Raw genomic sequence first — 15,624 nt, forward strand, 5'->3', positions numbered from 1 at the left:
CTTTGAAGATCGCTTTTCAACCAAAAGACTTGCATGGCCGATCTGTTCAGTTCCGATGAACCGGAGAAAGTGGCGCCCGGGCGACCGCTTGCCGACCGGTTGCGCCCCAAAAACCTCGGCGAGGTCGTGGGCCAGGAGCATCTGACGGGTCCCGACGGCGCCCTGACGAGGTTGATCGATTCCGGTTCGCTCGGCTCGATGATCTTCTGGGGGCCGCCCGGCACCGGCAAGACGACGGTGGCGCGGCTGCTCGCCGGCGAGACCAATCTTGCCTTTGAGCAGATTTCGGCTGTGTTTTCCGGTGTCGCGGACCTCAAGAAAGTGTTCGAGGCAGCGAAGCTGAGGCGCGCCAATGGCCGCCAGACGCTGCTCTTTGTCGACGAGATCCATCGCTTCAACCGCGCCCAGCAGGACGGTTTTTTGCCGGTGATGGAAGACGGCACCGTGGTGCTGGTCGGCGCCACGACAGAGAACCCGTCCTTTGAGTTGAATGCAGCACTTCTGTCGCGAGCGCGTGTGTTGGTGTTCCGTTCGCTGGGCGAGGAAAGCATCGCCAAGCTTCTGGCCCGGGCGGAAGAAACCGAGGGCAGGGCGCTGCCGCTCGACGAAGAAGCGCGCGCGATGCTGATCCGCATGGCGGATGGCGACGGCCGCGCCTCGCTGACGCTGGCCGAGGAAGTCTGGCGCGCCGCCAAGAAAGGCGAGGTGTTCGGCCCGGAGGGCCTGCAGCGCGTCATCCAGCGCCGCGCCCCGATCTACGACAAAGGCCAGGACGGCCATTACAATCTGATCTCGGCGCTGCATAAATCGGTGCGCGGCTCCGATCCGGATGCCGCGCTCTACTATCTTGCCCGCATGTTCGATGCCGGCGAGGATCCGCTCTATCTCGGCCGCCGGCTCGTGCGCATGGCAGTGGAGGATATCGGGCTCGCCGATCCACAGGCGCTTGTCGTCGCCAATGCGGCCAAGGACGCCTATGACTATCTTGGTTCGCCCGAGGGCGAACTCGCCTTCGCCCAAGCCACTGTCTATCTGGCCACAGCGCCGAAATCGAACGCTGTCTACACCGCCTTCAAGGCTGCGACCGCGGCCGCCAAGGAGTTCGGCTCGCTGCTGCCGCCCAAACACATCCTCAATGCGCCGACCAAGTTGATGAAGCAGGAGGATTACGGCGCCGGCTATCGCTACGACCATGACGAGCCGGACGCGTTTTCAGGCCAGGACTATTTTCCGGAGAAGATGGGCCGGCGCACTTTCTACGATCCACCGGAGCGCGGTTTCGAGCGCGATATCCGCAAGCGGTTGGAATACTGGGCAAAGCTGCGCGGCGAACGGAGCATCTGAGTTGCGCGGCCCGGCGGTCGGCACGCTTCGTCGCGAAAGCGTCGTCGGCTTCGAATTCCTGGCCGGCGATCCGATCCCTAGGGAAAGATGGGACGAGCTTGGTTTGCCGGCCGTGCATTGAGTTGAAGTGGAGTAACATACTCCAAATATTCATCCGGGGCCGACCACCGGGACCGTGCGCGGCATTGTGCCGGGAAACAAAAAATCTTATCAAGACGCACGGCGGGCGGGGGTCGCCGTGATTTTGGCAAACGGAACAGGATCGCGCTCCCGCGCGAATGACAATGACAAAGAAAACCGTCAAGACGCTCCGCAAGGCTGCGATTGCAGTCGTGGTTCTCGCGCTCGCCGTCTACTTCATCCCGATCCTGACCGCCATCTGGGTCGTTTTCGGCCTGATCGACGTCATGCGCAACGACCAGAAGAACCGGAATCTGTTCGAGCGCTATTTCCTCGGCAATGGCCTTTTCACCTGGCTGCTGTCGCCGTTCAACCTGATCATCGACCTTCTCTGCTACCGCAACCCCGGCGTCTGGAAGCCCGAGCAGTTCCCCGAGGACTATCAGCGCGAGATCAACGAGGTGCTGGGCGTCTTCAACGCCCGCAAGGACGAGATCATCGCCGATATCGACGCCAATTTCGGCACCGGCCGGCGTGGCATGTATGTCTACCAGTGGTACGGCAAGCACAAGATCGACAACGTTCCCGAATTCAACAAAGATTACAAATACATCAAGACGATCGCGGTATCCGTTTTCAGCAAGCGCGAATCCACGTCGTGGCATTTCGGACCGCTACGGCTCAGCCTGCGCATCCTCTACAACCTGATCCCGGTGAAGGCGGAGATCTTCGTCCAGTGCGGCAGCAAGAAGAACTACTGGTACGACAACCCGCTGTTCATCTTCGACGACACGCTCTTCCACCGCTCGGTCAACGAATATGACGGCCGCCGCTATTGCGTCTTCGTCGACATCATCCGTCCGTCTCCGTTCCCGAGGCTGATCGCTGGCCTTCTCTCGATCGTCTCGGTCAGCGTGGAGCGCATCAATTCCGTCTTCTACAAGAACTGGAAGATGATCGGCTCGTCCAAGCCGAAGGCTGCCAACTGACTACGGCCCCGCTTCAATCCAAGGTCGGCCAGCGTGCGGCCGAACCTCGGATGGCTGCGATTGGGGCAATCGTCGCGCTTTGTTGGGTCTTTGGCTCGCACAATGCCTGCCTTAGTGCTATGGCGCCGCTTTCAAACGGAAAAGCGTATCCATGGCGGGTGTTGAACAGATCACGATTGAGGCCGGCGAGGCGGGCATGCGGCTCGACCGCTGGTTCAAGGTCCATTATCCGGGCCTCGGCTTCGGCCATCTGCAGAAATTGCTTCGGTCCGGCCAGATCCGCGTCGATGGCGGCCGGGTGAAGGCCGACACGCGTGTCGAGCCCGGCCAGTCTGTCCGCGTTCCGCCGCTCGACGTCGATAAGAAGGGCGACGCGCCGCTCACCGGTCACTCGATCCGCAACCAGGGCGATGCCGACGTGCTCGCCAAGATGCTCTTGCATGAGGACCCGAAGGTTTTCGTCTTCAACAAGCCAGCGGGGCTCGCCGTGCAGGGCGGCTCCGGCGTCACCCGCAATGTCGACGACATGCTCGAGGCCTGGCGCAATCAGAAGGGCGAGAAGCCGCGCCTCGTCCACCGCCTCGACCGTGACACGTCCGGCGTGCTGGTGGTTGCCCGCACCCGTCTTGCGGCGATGAAGCTGTCGGAAGCGTTCCGGGCGCGAGAGACCAGGAAAACCTACTGGGCGCTGGTCAAGGGCGTGCCGCCCAAGCGCGAGGACAAGATCTCGACCTGGCTGATCAAGGAGCCGACGGAGGATGGCGACCGCGTGCGCGTGGCCGCGCATGGAGAGAAGGGCGCCGACCACGCCGTCTCCTACTACCGCGTCATCGAGCAGGCGGCGCAGACGATGACCTGGCTGGAGATGGAGCCCTATACCGGCCGCACCCACCAGCTTCGCGTTCACGCCGCCTATATAGGTTGTCCGATCATCGGCGACCCAAAATATTTCGAGGCAGATACCAACTGGGATTTCCCGGGCGGCATTCAAAACCGCCTGCACCTGCATGCGCGCCGCATTATCATCCCGCATCCGGACCAGGGCGTCATCGACGTCACGGCGCCGATGCCGCCGCATATGCGCCAGAGCTGGAACCTGATCGGCTTCGACGACCAGAGCGCGGAGGACTGACTTGGCTGTCGCCCCCGCATTGGATCGTCGCGATGCAGTCGACATGGCCGCGGCTGTCATCATGGTCGGACTGACCTTTTCCTGGGGCCTGAACTACGTCGCCGCCAAGGTCTCATACGCCGGCTACGACCCTGTCTTCGTCTCGGTCGCACGATCGCTCATTGGGGGAGCCTGCGTGCTTGGCTGGTGCCGGCTGCGCGGCATCAAGCTATTCGAAGCGGATGGGACTTTGCCCGCCGGCATCGTCGTCGGCGTGCTCTTCGGCGTCGAGTTCCTGTGCCTCTATATCGGGCTCGAATACACCACCGTTGCCCGCAACACGCTCCTGGTCAACACCATGCCGTTCTGGGTCCTGATCGGCGGCCATTTCCTGCTTGGCGAGCGCATCAACCCGCGCAAGCTCGGCGGGCTTGTTCTCGCCTTCTGCGGCCTGGCGGCGGTTTTCTCCGACGGCATCACTGCCGGCAGCGACACGACACTGACGGGTGACCTGCTCAGTCTCGGCTCGGGCATTCTCTGGGCGGCGACCAGCATCTTCATAAAGCGGTCGAAACTGGTGGAAACCAACGCCGAAAAGCTTCTGCTTTACCAGCTGGCGGGTGCAACTGTCGTCGGCCTGCTGGTGATGCCTTTCGCCGGCCCGCCGATCCGTGCGCTTGCCGCCTTGCCGACACTGGCGCTGCTCTTCCAGTCTTTCTATATCGTCGCCTTCACCTATGTGTTGTGGTTCTGGCTGCTCACGCGCTATCCGGCCGCCGGTCTGTCGAGCTTCGCCTTCCTGTCGCCGGTGTTCGGCGTCCTGTGCGGTGCGGTGCTGTTGGGCGAGTTGCCGACGACCAGGATAATCCTGGCGCTCGGCCTGATCGCCGCCGGTCTGATCATCGTCAATCGCCCGGCGCGCAGGCAGCCCGCACCATAGAGCAGCTCGCCGAACGGCAAGCTGCTCCATCTCTTTGTTTTGACGCAATTCCGGACGGAAAACCGCTTCACACGTTCCCTGGAATTGCTTTAAGGAGTTCGGCATGCGCGACATCCTCGAAGACCTCGAAGCCGGAAAGCTGCTTTCCGACCCCGATCCCGTGCGCCGCGCCCAGATCCAGATGAAGACGCCGCTGCCGAAGCGTTTCTACAAGGCTGTTTCGGTGGCTCCCGTCGAGAATTGCTTTGCCGTTCATCTGGACGGCCGGCCCGTGCGCACGCCGGGCAAGGCTGTGATGGTGCTGCCGACCGAAAACGCTGCCGCGCTCGTTGCCGATGAATTCAGCGCGCAAGGCGAGGTCATCGATCCCGTGACGATGCCTGTCATGCGGCTCGTCAACACCGCCATCGACGGCGTCGCCTCGGATCCGCAGGCGGTGCTGGAGGACGTGCTGCGCTTCGCCTCGTCCGATCTTTTGTGCTACCGCGCCGATGGCCCGCAGGGACTGGTCGATCGCCAGAACGAGCTCTGGGATCCGGTGCTGGACTGGGCACGCGGCAGCCTCGGCGCGCGCTTCAACCTTGCCGAAGGTGTCATCCACGTCGAGCAGCCACGCGAGGCGATCGCCGTGCTCGGCGCGCATCTTGGCCAGCGTGTCGAGCCGATGCGGCTGGCCGCCATTCATGTCATGACCGCGCTGACCGGTTCGGCGCTGCTGGCTTTGGCCGTCGATTTCGGTCACCTCGACGGCGAGGAAGCTTGGGCTGCCGGCCATGTCGACGAGGACTGGCAGATCGAGCATTGGGGCCAGGATGCGGAGGCCGTTGCGCGCCGCTCGGCACGCAAGCGCGACATGATGGCGGCGGTCAGCCTGCTCGAAGCGCTGCAGGCCTAGAGCAATTCAAGCGCGGCGCCGCTTTCGCAGCGCACCTAATACCAAAGTCATAATCCCATCGTCGCGGTGCCTTTCGCCCGTCCTTTCTGTCATTTTTTCCTTCGTTGGCTGCGTCTTTGAGTCCGCGTTCGGAGGAGCGCGGACGGTGGCGCGCAGCCATCGAGGACAGACGGGATCTCACGGGAGGATACATCAATGGCAATGGCTTCGACCGCCGGCGGAACCAGCCGCGGCATGACGCGGGAGGAGAAGAAAGTCATCTTCGCCTCCTCGCTCGGCACCGTTTTCGAATGGTACGATTTCTATCTCTACGGCTCGTTGGCCGCCTTCATCGGCTCGACCTTCTTCAGCCCGGCGATTCCCGAGGCAACGCGCAACATCTTTGCGCTGCTTGCCTTTGCCGCCGGCTTCCTTGTCCGACCGTTCGGCGCGCTGCTTTTCGGCCGCATCGGCGATCTCGTCGGCCGCAAATACACCTTCCTCGTCACCATGACGATCATGGGCCTGTCGACCTTCCTGGTCGGCTTGCTGCCCGGCTACGCAACCTTGGGCATCTTGGCTCCCGTGATCCTGATCGGGCTGCGCATGTTGCAAGGCCTGGCGCTCGGTGGCGAATATGGCGGTGCTGCGACCTATGTCGCGGAGCACGCGCCTGACGACCGTCGCGGTTTCTATACGTCGTGGATCCAGACGACGGCGACGCTCGGCCTTTTCCTGTCGTTGATCGTCATCCTGATTGTTCAGGGCTCGCTCAGCAAGGAAACCTACGCTTCCTGGGGCTGGCGCATTCCCTTCATCGTTTCTTTCCTGCTGCTTGCCGTTTCAATCTGGATCCGGCTGTCGCTATCGGAGTCGCCGACTTTCCAGCGCATGAAGGAAGAGGGCAAGGGCTCCAAGGCGCCGCTCTCGGAAGCCTTCGGTCAATGGAAGAACGCCAAGATCGCGCTGCTGGCGCTGCTCGGCCTCACCGCCGGCCAGGCCGTGATCTGGTACAATGGTCAGTTCTATGCGTTGTTCTTCCTCACGAACGTGCTCAAGGTCGACGCGCAGTCGGTCAACATCATGATCGCGATTGCGCTGGCCATCGGCTCTATCTTCTTCGTCGTGTTCGGCTGGCTGTCGGACAAGATCGGTCGCAAGCCGATCATCATGGCTGGCCTCGCGCTCGGCATCGTCTGCACCTTCCCGCTGTTCAAGGCGCTGACCTGGTCCGCCAATCCGGCACTGGCCACCGCGCAGCAGAACACCCGCGCGACGGTGACGGCAGCGCCCGGAGACTGCAAGTTCCAGTTCAACCCGGTCGGCACGGCGAAGTTCACGACATCCTGCGATATCGCGACTTCGTTCCTGACCAAGAACTCGGTGCCTTATGATGTGGTGACCACGGCAGCCCCAGGCACCGCAGCCTCGGTCAAGATCGGCAACGAGACGGTGGAATCCTATGACGCCGTCGCCGCCGGCGATCAGGCCAAGGCCAAGGACGCGGCCTTCGCCAAGGCGGTGAACATGTCGCTTCAGGACGGCGGCTATCCGTTGAAGCGCGCCGCGGCCAAGGTGGCGGACCAGAAGCTCGACGCCTTCATCGCGGCCAATCCCGAGCTGAAGCTTGACGCGGCGGCCATCCGCGGCGGCGAAAAGGCGGCGGTTCCGACCGACAAGGCGATTGCCGACAAGATCCTGACCAAGGACGAGGCAGCCGGTGCGCCGGAAGTCACCGTCTACACCGTCCCGGGCGGTGGCGCCTTCGCCATGACTGCCGATCCGGCTGCGATCAACTGGCCGCTCACGATCGGTATCCTGTTCATCCTGGTGCTGTTCGTCACCATGGTTTACGGGCCGATCGCCGCGATCCTGGTCGAGATGTTCCCGACCCGCATCCGCTACACCGGCATGTCGTTGCCCTATCACATCGGCAATGGCTGGTTCGGCGGCCTGCTGCCGGCGACGGTGTTCGCGCTCAGCGCCTATAAGGGCGATATCTACTACGGCCTCTGGTACCCGGTGATCATCGCGGCGATGTCGCTCATCATCGGCATGATCTTCGTCAGGGATACGCTCGGCACCGATCTCCACGCCAAGGACTGACCTCGATCGTCCGCTCAAAAGAAGAAAGCCCGGCGCGAGTGATCGCGCCGGGCTTTTCCGTTCATGAAGCTCAAAGAGGCGATCAGCTCTTGCGCTGATTTTCTTCCTCGACGGCTGCTTCGTGGTACCAGCCGTCAAAGTCGGCATGCTCGCCGCGAAGCGTCGCAAGCTCTGCCGCGAATTTGGCCTTGGCGCCTAAATTTGCGGCAGACTTGCGTCCTGCCAGTGGGAACATCAGGATTTTTGCCGACGGACGCGGCTGCACGACTTGCATTGGCGACCTCCTTGCTTGTCCGGGGACTTGCCGATTCAACTTATCCAGCAAGATAGGTTCTGCGATTCGTTTAGGCAATACGCCTACAAAAAGATCATTATTTGCCAATTATTTATGCAGAAATATCGATTGAGCGATCCGAGCGCACAAGTGAGGCGGCTGAGCAAAATCAACGCCTTGCCATGACCCATTTTGCCGCACCCGCCGAAGGCGGAGTGGCATACGAATTGCTTTTTAATGATCGGCAGGCCGGCAAGCCCGGCCATGCGTTGACGCCGCCCACTTGCGGCGCCCAAGCAACGAGAGGCACTGGAATGACCAAATACAAGCTCGAGTATATCTGGCTCGACGGATACGTCCCGACCCCCAGCCTGCGCGGCAAGACCCAGATCAAGGAATTTGCCGAGTTCCCGACGCTGGAGCAGCTGCCGCTGTGGGGCTTCGATGGCTCGTCCACCAACCAGGCCGAGGGCCACAGCTCCGACTGCGTGCTGAAGCCCGTCGCCGTCTATCCGGATCCGGCCCGCACCAATGGCGTGCTGGTCATGTGCGAAGTCATGATGCCCGATGGCGTGACGCCGCATGTCTCGAACAAGCGCGCCACCATCCTCGACGACGAGGGCGCCTGGTTCGGCTTCGAGCAGGAGTATTTCTTCTACAAGGACGGCCGTCCGCTCGGCTTCCCGGAGAGCGGCTATCCGGCGCCGCAGGGTCCTTATTACACCGGCGTCGGCTACAAGAATGTCGGCGATGTCGCGCGCAAGATCGTCGAGGAGCATCTCGACCTGTGCCTCGCCGCCGGCATCAACCATGAAGGCATCAACGCCGAAGTGGCGAAGGGCCAGTGGGAATTCCAGATCTTCGGCAAGGGCTCCAAGAAGGCCGCCGACCAGATGTGGATGGCCCGCTACTTGCTGCTGCGCCTGACCGAGACGTATGGCATCGACATCGAGTTCCACTGCAAGCCGCTCGGCGACACCGACTGGAACGGCTCGGGCATGCACTGCAACTTCTCCACCTCCTACATGCGCGAAGTCGGCGGCAAGGCCTATTTCGAGGCGCTGATGGCCCAGTTCGACAAGAACCTGATGGATCACATCGCCGTCTACGGCCCGGACAACGACAAGCGCCTGACCGGCAAGCACGAGACCGCGCCGTGGAACAAGTTCAGCTACGGCGTCGCCGATCGCGGCGCTTCGATCCGCGTGCCGCACTCCTTCGTCAAGAACGACTATAAGGGCTATCTGGAAGACCGCCGCCCGAACTCGCAGGGCGACCCCTACCAGATCGCCTCGCAGGTGCTGAAGACGATCTCCGAGGTTTCGACCGCGGCCGTTTCGGCTGCCGCCTGATTTGTTTCGAGGTCACAGGCTTTAGGCCTGTGACAAGACGAGAACGACAAAAAAGCCCCGGCGGGTCAACGCCGGGGCTTTTTGCATGGCAACTACCAGGGAGAAATCTCCGCCGACTATCGTCAACTGGTGATGACGCCACGCGATTTTAGCGCCGCCACCACCCGGCCATGCGGCAGGGCGGGGGTGCGGTTGCCGTCACGGCCGACCATAGCCTCGTTGGCGACCAGCGCGTTGAGCACGGCCTCCTCGGTGGCCTGCACGACGGCCGTGTAGAAGTCGTCCATGCGGCCCCAGGGAACGAAGTCCATATGGCTGTAGCTCTCCGCGGTCGGCGCGCCTTTCGGGAAGCGGCCGTTGAGCGCATCAGGGTTGGCAGTCGACAAGGCGAGGAAGATGTCACCGGAAAAATGCGAGCCGGCGGTGCCGGTGCGCGCCAGCCCGAGCGGCACGCGCCGCGCCAGCGCCTTGCACTGTCCAGGCAGCAGCGGCGCGTCGGTGGCGACGATGCCGATGCAGGAGCCGGCGCCCGTCGGCCGACCGCTGAAATACGCCTCCATTGGATTGTCGGCGGTAAGCTCGTGCCCGAGCGGTACGCCAGCGATGCTGATCTCATGTCGCGAACCGAAATTGGCCTGCAGGAAGACGCCGACCGTGTAGGCGCGGTGGCCATAATCGACGATCCGCGACGCTGAGCCGGAGCCGCCCTTGAAGGCGTAGCAGTTCATGCCCGTGCCGCCGCCGACGGATCCTTCCTCGATGGCGCCAGCGGCCGCATTCTCGATCGCCTCGATCGCGTGGTCGATGGTGACATGCGGGCCGTTGATGTCGTTGAGATAGCCGTCCCAGGTTTCGGCCACCACCGGCAGCAGCCATTGGTTCGCCACCTCGGGCTTGTTGCGCGCTACCCAGTCGATGATGCCGCGATGGCAGGGGCCGACGGCGTGCGTGTTGGTGATCAGGATCGGCATGGAGAGGCTGCCGGCCTCTTCCAGCCATGAAGCGCCGGTCATCTCGCCATTGCCGTTGAAGGAATGATAGCCGGCAGCCAAAGCCACGCCGATGCCGTCACGGCCGAGCGGCAGGATCGCGGTGACGCCGGTGCGGACTGGCCCGTGACCCATGTTGAGCTTACCGTCGCCCTTGATCAGTGTTGAATAGCCGACGAGCACGCCATCGACATCGGTGATGGCATTGGCAGGTCCCGGCGTGCCCGGCAGGGGAATGCCGAGGCCGCGGGCGCGCGTCTTGCCGGCCGGCGTGGCGGTCAAGTCTATTCGTTGATCCATGCTGAGGATGCTCCGTTGATGAAAGCCGGCTCAGCGAAGGCTGCAGCCGGTCGCGAGTTCGGCGTAACCGGTGAGGATCGCCATTGCCGAGGCGTGGTCGACAGCCGGCACGACGTTGACGAGGTGAAGGCCGAGCCCGTCTTCCATGACGACGAGGCTGCGGGCGATGACTTCGCTCGCAGCATTGAGCACGAAGACGCCGGTGGCCGCGCCCGCTTCCAGGATGCCGACATAGATCGCCACCTGGCGCTCGAACAGCGTGATGTGTCGGGCGGCATAGCTTGCGTCCGAGCGCGAATAGGCGCCGAGCTCCAGCAGAAGTCGGCAAAGCTGGTCGCCCGGGTCGGTTGGCAGGCCGCTGTCGAGCATTGTTTTCAGGCGCGCCCTCGGATCGGCGATTGCCGCGACCGCTGCCGCGCGCTGCGTGCAGAAGCGCTCGACCGCCTTTGCCTGTACGTCGTCCAGCAGCTCCTTGAGGCCTGGATAGTAATAGAGCAGGGCGCTCGAGCTCATGCCAGCCTCGTTGGCCACGTCGCGCAAGGTGACGGCGGCGAGGCCGCGTTTGGCGATCATCGATTCCGCAGCCGCTACCAGGGTCAGGCGGCGATCGGTCTGTGTCTTGGGTCTGCCCATTTCATTTTCCTGAATATGATTCAATAAAAACTGGCATGTAGATTTTTGCAAGCCGACATATCGCATATTTGTTGACGCTATGTGTCGACGCGGCTAGCTTCCGTTACGGATAGTAATTTTTATCAAATTAAAAAAAAGGGGAAGACAATGTCCACAAACGAAGCCACTACGGCGGCCACCGACAAGGCCGCGCCCGGCGCCAAGGGTCTCGACCGGGCGCTGAACGCGCTGGGCACGCTGATGATCGTGCTTTCGGCGGTGACGCCGGCATCATCCGTCTTCATCATCGTGCCGGGCGTCATTGCGCTGGCCGGCACCGGCTCGTTCCTGAGCTTCGTGATCGCGGCCGTCATCGGCCTGTTCATGGCCTTCGTCTATGCCGAGCTTTCCTCGGCCTACCCGATGGCCGGCGGCGAATACACCATGATCGGCCGCACGCTCGGGCGCTTCTGGGGTTTCGTCACGCTGGTGCTCGTGTTCGTGTCGATCGTGCTCATCGTCGCGGTCATCGCGCTCGGCGTCGGCACCTATCTCGGCGTCCTCATTCCCAATCTCAGTCCGCAGTGGGTGGGTGTGGTGACCATCATCCTGGCCGGCGCCGTCGCCGCCATGCGCATCAAGCTCAACGCCTTCGTCACCGGCATCTTCCTCGGCATCGAGATGCTGGCGCTGCTGGTCCTGATCTGGCTCGGCTTCACCCATATCGAGCGGCCGCTCTCCAGCCTTTTCACCGCGCCGCAACTGCTCGACGCCACGACCAACACGCTGGTTCCGGCCTCGGCCGCCATCATCCTCGCATCCACCGCCGTGTCGCTCTTTGCCTATAACGGCTATGGCGCCGCCGCCTATTTCGGCGAAGAGACGCACGACGCCAAGCGCAACATCGGCAAGGTGGTGCTCTGGGCGCTGGTGATCACGGTCGCCGCCGAGCTCATTCCGCTGACCGCGGTGCTGCTCGGCGCGCCAGATCTCGTCGGCCTGCTCTCCGCACCCCAGAAGATCGAGTATTTCCTCGAGGCGCGCGGCGGCCATTGGCTGACGGTGGCGATCAGCCTGGCGATTGCGGTGGCCATTTTCAACGCCGTCATCGCCATCATCCTGCAGGCGGCGCGGCTGTTGTTCAGCTCGGGCCGCGACAAGACCTGGTTCGGGCCGATCAACAACGCGGTCGCGTCCGTCCATGGCACTTACGCTTCGCCGTGGATCGCCACCATCGTGGTGGTGGTGCTGGCCGCACTGGCCTGCTTTATCGACCTCAACCTCTTGCTGGTGGTCAGCGGCACGTCGCTGGTGGTGATCTATGCACTGCTGTGCGTCGCGGTCTTCGCCGGCCGCCGCAACGGCACCACCTCGGGCGGCCACTATCGTATGCCGCTGTTTCCGGTGCCGGCGATCCTCGCCTTCGTGGCGCTTGTCTATGTCGCCTACCAGAACTGGCTCGACGCCGCCTTCGGACGCCCGAGCCTGATTGCGACGCTGGCGATCATGGCCGTGGCGGCGATCTACTTCCTGCTGTTTCTGGCACGCCGCGCCGACTGGACGCTGCACGGCCCCGACGAGCTTGCGGGATAGGCGTCAGCCCTCCGACACCTGTCCATGCGAGAACCCCGGCGAAACGCCGGGGTTCTTTTTGTTGGAATGCAATTAGCACCGAAGGCAAACCGTCAGTCGATTTCGCTCAGCGCGTCACGTTTATACGTGAAACGACTGGCATTTTACTTAGACGTTTTGTGCAATTTTAAGATGCTTCCTTTAGGTCTGCGCCATGGGAGGCTGTGCATGAATCGGATCGGCACGAACTATCTGAAGTTGTTTGCTGCGGGGCTTGCCTTCGGATTCTATCTGGTCGCGGCGAGCATACGTGGCTGGAACACTGAGCCGCTCAGCGACTTCAGCAATGATGCCGTTATTCTGACGATACTTAAGGGCGGCATCGTGTTCGCTTTCATGTTCACGGCAGGTCATCTGGTTTTGCGCCAACTCGGCATCATCAAGGCTTGGGCCTATGCGGCGCTTGGGACCGTTTGCGCCTTGCCGCTGTTCATCTTGCATCTCGCTTCGGGGACATTCGCCGAACTGGCGGCAACAGGAAACCTGTCGACGGGTTTGTTCATTCCAGCATGCATCGGCACCGCTATCGGCCTGGCATACCGCAAGTCGGCCGGAGTGGATGGCTTGGCCGAAGACCTCGAGGGAATGAATATAGCCTACCGGCGCCTGGCCTCTGCTGCCGCAGGCGAAACAGATAGCGGATTCCATGGCCGATCCGGCCATGGACAAGCCTCGTTTGGTAGGGCATCGGCTGGCGTCGGCGCGTTCGTCCATGAGGGGACGGAGTACTTCGCCGGCCCGTTGCGCGTGCGGACCTCGTTGGTTTCCCTGCTCGGTGCATCCTTGCTGGGTGGTATCCTGAGCACCGCAATCCAGGGGTTCTGGATCTCAGATCGTATGTGAGTGATCTGGAACGCATGGGCAAATCGATACGCCCGGAAAATCTGATCGACGTGCTGCTGAGCGACTTGGTGATAAAGGGAGCGATGGCTCTGTTCACCGGAATGCCTGTCCTTATCCTCATCGCCATCGCGCATTTTGGGCTGCGGTCGATCGGCAAGACCGGTTATCTGGCCTATGGCATAGGGGGCCTTGTGGCGGCGCCGTTGATGGCTCTCGTGACATTCGGCGCCGCGGGGCCGCTTGTGATTCTCGCCACCTTGCCAACCATTGTGGGCGCGGTCATCTACCGCAAGCTTGCCGGTCTGGAACCTGCCCCGATCGCAGAGGACATCATTGCGAAAAACCGCCGCGACCTTGTTGGGGCGGACCATGCGCGGCGAAAGGCCGGGCGGGTCATAGTGTCCTGAAGCGGCTTTTCGGCGATGGCTTAGCTGGAAAACATCCCGGCAAGCTCGGCTTTGCACCAGCACAATGAAAGCCCTTGGAGACGGTTACCTCCAAGGGCTTGATTTCAACGTTCGATCAGACGCTTAGACCGAATAGTACATGTCGTACTCGACGGGGTGCGGGGTCATTTCGAAGCGCATGACCTCGGCCATCTTGAGCTCGATGTAAGAGTCGATCTGGTCGTCGTCGAAGACACCGCCGGCCTTCAGGAAGCCGCGATCCTTGTCGAGACTCTGCAGCGCTTCGCGCAGCGAGCCGCAGACGGTCGGGATCTTTTTCAACTCCTTCGGCGGCAGATCATAGAGGTCCTTGTCCATCGGCTGCCCCGGATGGATCTTGTTCTTGATGCCGTCGAGACCGGCCATCAGCATGGCGGCGAAGCCGAGATAGGGGTTCGCGCCCGGATCGGGGAAGCGGACCTCGACGCGTTTCGACTTCGGCGAGTTGCCGAACGGAATGCGGCACGAGGCCGAGCGGTTGCGCGCCGAATAGGCGAGCAGCACCGGCGCCTCGTAGCCCGGCACCAGACGCTTGTAGGAGTTGGTGAGCGGGTTGGTGAAGGCGTTGATCGCCTTGGCGTGCTTGATGATGCCGCCGATATAAAACAGGCAGCTCTCCGACAGGCCGGCATATTCGTTGCCGGCGAAGGTCGGCTTGCCGCCCTTCCAGATCGACTGGTGGACATGCATGCCCGAGCCGTTGTCGCCGAACACCGGCTTCGGCATGAAGGTGGCCGTCTTGCCGTAGGCATTGGCGACCTGGTGCACGACATACTTGTAGATCAGCATCTTGTCGGCGTTGCGCACCAGCGTGTCGAACTTGATGCCGAGCTCGTGCTGTGCGGCGGCGACCTCATGGTGGTGCTTTTCGACCCGCACGCCCATTTCGGCGAGCACGGTCAGCATCTCGGAGCGCATGTCCTGGCAGGAATCGATCGGCGGCACCGGGAAATAGCCGCCCTTGATGCGCGGACGGTGGCCGAGATTGCCGGTCTCGTAGTCGGTGTCGTCGTTGGACGGCAGTTCGGTCGAGTCGAGACGGAAGCCGGTGTTATAGGGATCGGCCTTGTACTTGACGTCGTCGAACACGAAGAACTCGGCCTCCGGGCCGACATAGATCGTGTCGCCGATGCCTTCGGACTTCATATAGGCTTCGGCCTTCTTGGCGGTGCCGCGCGGATCGCGGTTATAGGCTTCGCCCGAGACCGGATCGAGGATGTCGCACAGGATGACCATGGTCGACTGGGCGAAGAACGGATCCATGTGGACCGTATCCGTGTCCGGCATCAGCACCATGTCGGACTCGTTGATCGCCTTCCAGCCAGCGATCGAGGAGCCATCGAACATGACGCCGTCGGCAAACATGTCTTCCTCGACCTCGACGACATCCATCGTCACATGTTGCAGCTTGCCCCGCGGATCGGTGAAGCGCAGGTCGACGAATTTCACGTCGTTGTCCTTGATCTGCTTCATGATGTCTTTGGCTGTCGTCATGTCATTTCTTCCCTGTGTGATGACGTCTGGAATGGATTGAAGGTCAGATGGCGTCGATGCCGGTCTCGCCGGTGCGGATGCGCACGACTTCCTCTATGTTGGAGACGAAGATTTTTCCATCGCCGATGCGGCCGGTCTGCGCCGCCTTGCGGATGGCCTCGATGGCGCCTTCGACGGCCTCGTCGCCGAGCACCACCT

General features: G+C 62.3%; 16 protein-coding genes. 10 read left to right on the plus strand and 6 right to left on the minus strand.

What is annotated here, in order from left to right; translation table 11 throughout:
* The first annotated feature begins 33 nt into the window (after positions 1-33).
* From FJ424_RS31245 to FJ424_RS31270, 6 genes are all read left to right on the plus strand, one after another.
* Positions 34-1,344 (plus strand): replication-associated recombination protein A, encoded by a 1,311-nt coding sequence (locus tag FJ424_RS31245; RefSeq protein WP_140657165.1) that lies wholly within the window; start codon positions 34-36, stop codon positions 1,342-1,344.
* Between the two features lie 284 nt (positions 1,345-1,628).
* A complete protein-coding gene (locus tag FJ424_RS31250; RefSeq protein ID WP_140657167.1) occupies positions 1,629-2,453 on the plus strand; it encodes an aspartyl/asparaginyl beta-hydroxylase domain-containing protein in 825 nt (274 codons plus the stop codon).
* A 151-nt stretch (positions 2,454-2,604) separates the two neighbouring features.
* A complete protein-coding gene (locus FJ424_RS31255) occupies positions 2,605-3,585 on the plus strand; it encodes an RluA family pseudouridine synthase (RefSeq protein WP_140657169.1) in 981 nt (326 codons plus the stop codon).
* 43 nt (positions 3,586-3,628) lie between these two features.
* On the plus strand, positions 3,629-4,504 hold the full coding sequence (locus FJ424_RS31260; RefSeq protein WP_140657265.1) for a DMT family transporter: 876 nt from the start codon (positions 3,629-3,631) through the stop codon (positions 4,502-4,504).
* A 103-nt stretch (positions 4,505-4,607) separates the two neighbouring features.
* Complete coding sequence (locus FJ424_RS31265; protein WP_140657171.1) at positions 4,608-5,399, plus strand: ATP12 family chaperone protein; 792 nt, start codon at positions 4,608-4,610, stop codon at positions 5,397-5,399.
* A gap of 195 nt (positions 5,400-5,594) precedes the next feature.
* Positions 5,595-7,484 carry an MFS transporter gene (locus tag FJ424_RS31270; protein ID WP_140657173.1) on the plus strand — a complete coding sequence of 630 codons (1,890 nt, stop codon included), beginning with the start codon at positions 5,595-5,597 and terminating at the stop codon, positions 7,482-7,484.
* 82 nt (positions 7,485-7,566) lie between these two features.
* Here the strand turns inward: FJ424_RS31270 and FJ424_RS31275 are convergent, their stop codons facing one another.
* Positions 7,567-7,758, minus strand: a complete 192-nt coding sequence (locus FJ424_RS31275) for a DUF2735 domain-containing protein (RefSeq protein ID WP_140657175.1) — start codon at positions 7,756-7,758, stop codon at positions 7,567-7,569.
* 83 nt (positions 7,759-7,841) lie between these two features.
* On the minus strand, positions 7,842-8,024 hold the full coding sequence (locus FJ424_RS31280; RefSeq protein WP_140657177.1) for a hypothetical protein: 183 nt from the start codon (positions 8,022-8,024) through the stop codon (positions 7,842-7,844).
* A 48-nt stretch (positions 8,025-8,072) separates the two neighbouring features.
* On the opposite strand from FJ424_RS31280, the gene FJ424_RS31285 reads away from it, so the two are divergent.
* Positions 8,073-9,110, plus strand: coding sequence for a glutamine synthetase beta-grasp domain-containing protein (locus FJ424_RS31285; RefSeq protein WP_140657179.1), 1,038 nt, complete (start codon positions 8,073-8,075; stop codon positions 9,108-9,110).
* A gap of 122 nt (positions 9,111-9,232) precedes the next feature.
* Here FJ424_RS31285 and FJ424_RS31290 read toward each other — a convergent pair whose 3' ends face one another.
* Positions 9,233-10,399: a P1 family peptidase gene (locus FJ424_RS31290; protein WP_140657181.1), complete on the minus strand. Its 1,167-nt coding sequence runs from the start codon at positions 10,397-10,399 to the stop codon at positions 9,233-9,235.
* A gap of 30 nt (positions 10,400-10,429) precedes the next feature.
* Positions 10,430-11,032 carry a TetR/AcrR family transcriptional regulator gene (locus FJ424_RS31295; protein ID WP_140657182.1) on the minus strand — a complete coding sequence of 201 codons (603 nt, stop codon included), beginning with the start codon at positions 11,030-11,032 and terminating at the stop codon, positions 10,430-10,432.
* Between the two features lie 147 nt (positions 11,033-11,179).
* Here FJ424_RS31295 and FJ424_RS31300 point away from each other — a divergent pair, with 147 nt between their 5' ends.
* The 3 genes from FJ424_RS31300 (at position 11,180) to FJ424_RS31310 (ending at position 13,893) form a co-directional block, all read left to right on the plus strand.
* The gene (locus FJ424_RS31300; RefSeq protein ID WP_140657183.1) at positions 11,180-12,604 is read left to right on the plus strand and encodes an APC family permease; all 1,425 of its coding nucleotides are present in this window, start codon (positions 11,180-11,182) and stop codon (positions 12,602-12,604) included.
* A 207-nt stretch (positions 12,605-12,811) separates the two neighbouring features.
* Positions 12,812-13,486 (plus strand): hypothetical protein, encoded by a 675-nt coding sequence (locus FJ424_RS31305; protein ID WP_140657184.1) that lies wholly within the window; start codon positions 12,812-12,814, stop codon positions 13,484-13,486.
* Positions 13,483-13,893, plus strand: coding sequence for a hypothetical protein (locus FJ424_RS31310; RefSeq protein WP_140657185.1), 411 nt, complete (start codon positions 13,483-13,485; stop codon positions 13,891-13,893). Before FJ424_RS31305 ends, FJ424_RS31310 begins: the two co-directional genes overlap by 4 nt.
* Positions 13,894-14,016: 123 nt before the next feature.
* On the opposite strand, the gene glnA is transcribed toward FJ424_RS31310, so the two are convergent.
* Complete coding sequence (gene glnA, locus FJ424_RS31315) at positions 14,017-15,426, minus strand: type I glutamate--ammonia ligase (protein WP_140646263.1); 1,410 nt, start codon at positions 15,424-15,426, stop codon at positions 14,017-14,019.
* A 43-nt stretch (positions 15,427-15,469) separates the two neighbouring features.
* Positions 15,470-15,624: P-II family nitrogen regulator (locus FJ424_RS31320; RefSeq protein ID WP_140678284.1), on the minus strand; the 155-nt coding region annotated here is incomplete at its 5' end.

Source organism: Mesorhizobium sp. B3-1-8 (assembly GCF_006439495.1).
Taxonomy (GTDB): domain Bacteria; phylum Pseudomonadota; class Alphaproteobacteria; order Rhizobiales; family Rhizobiaceae; genus Mesorhizobium.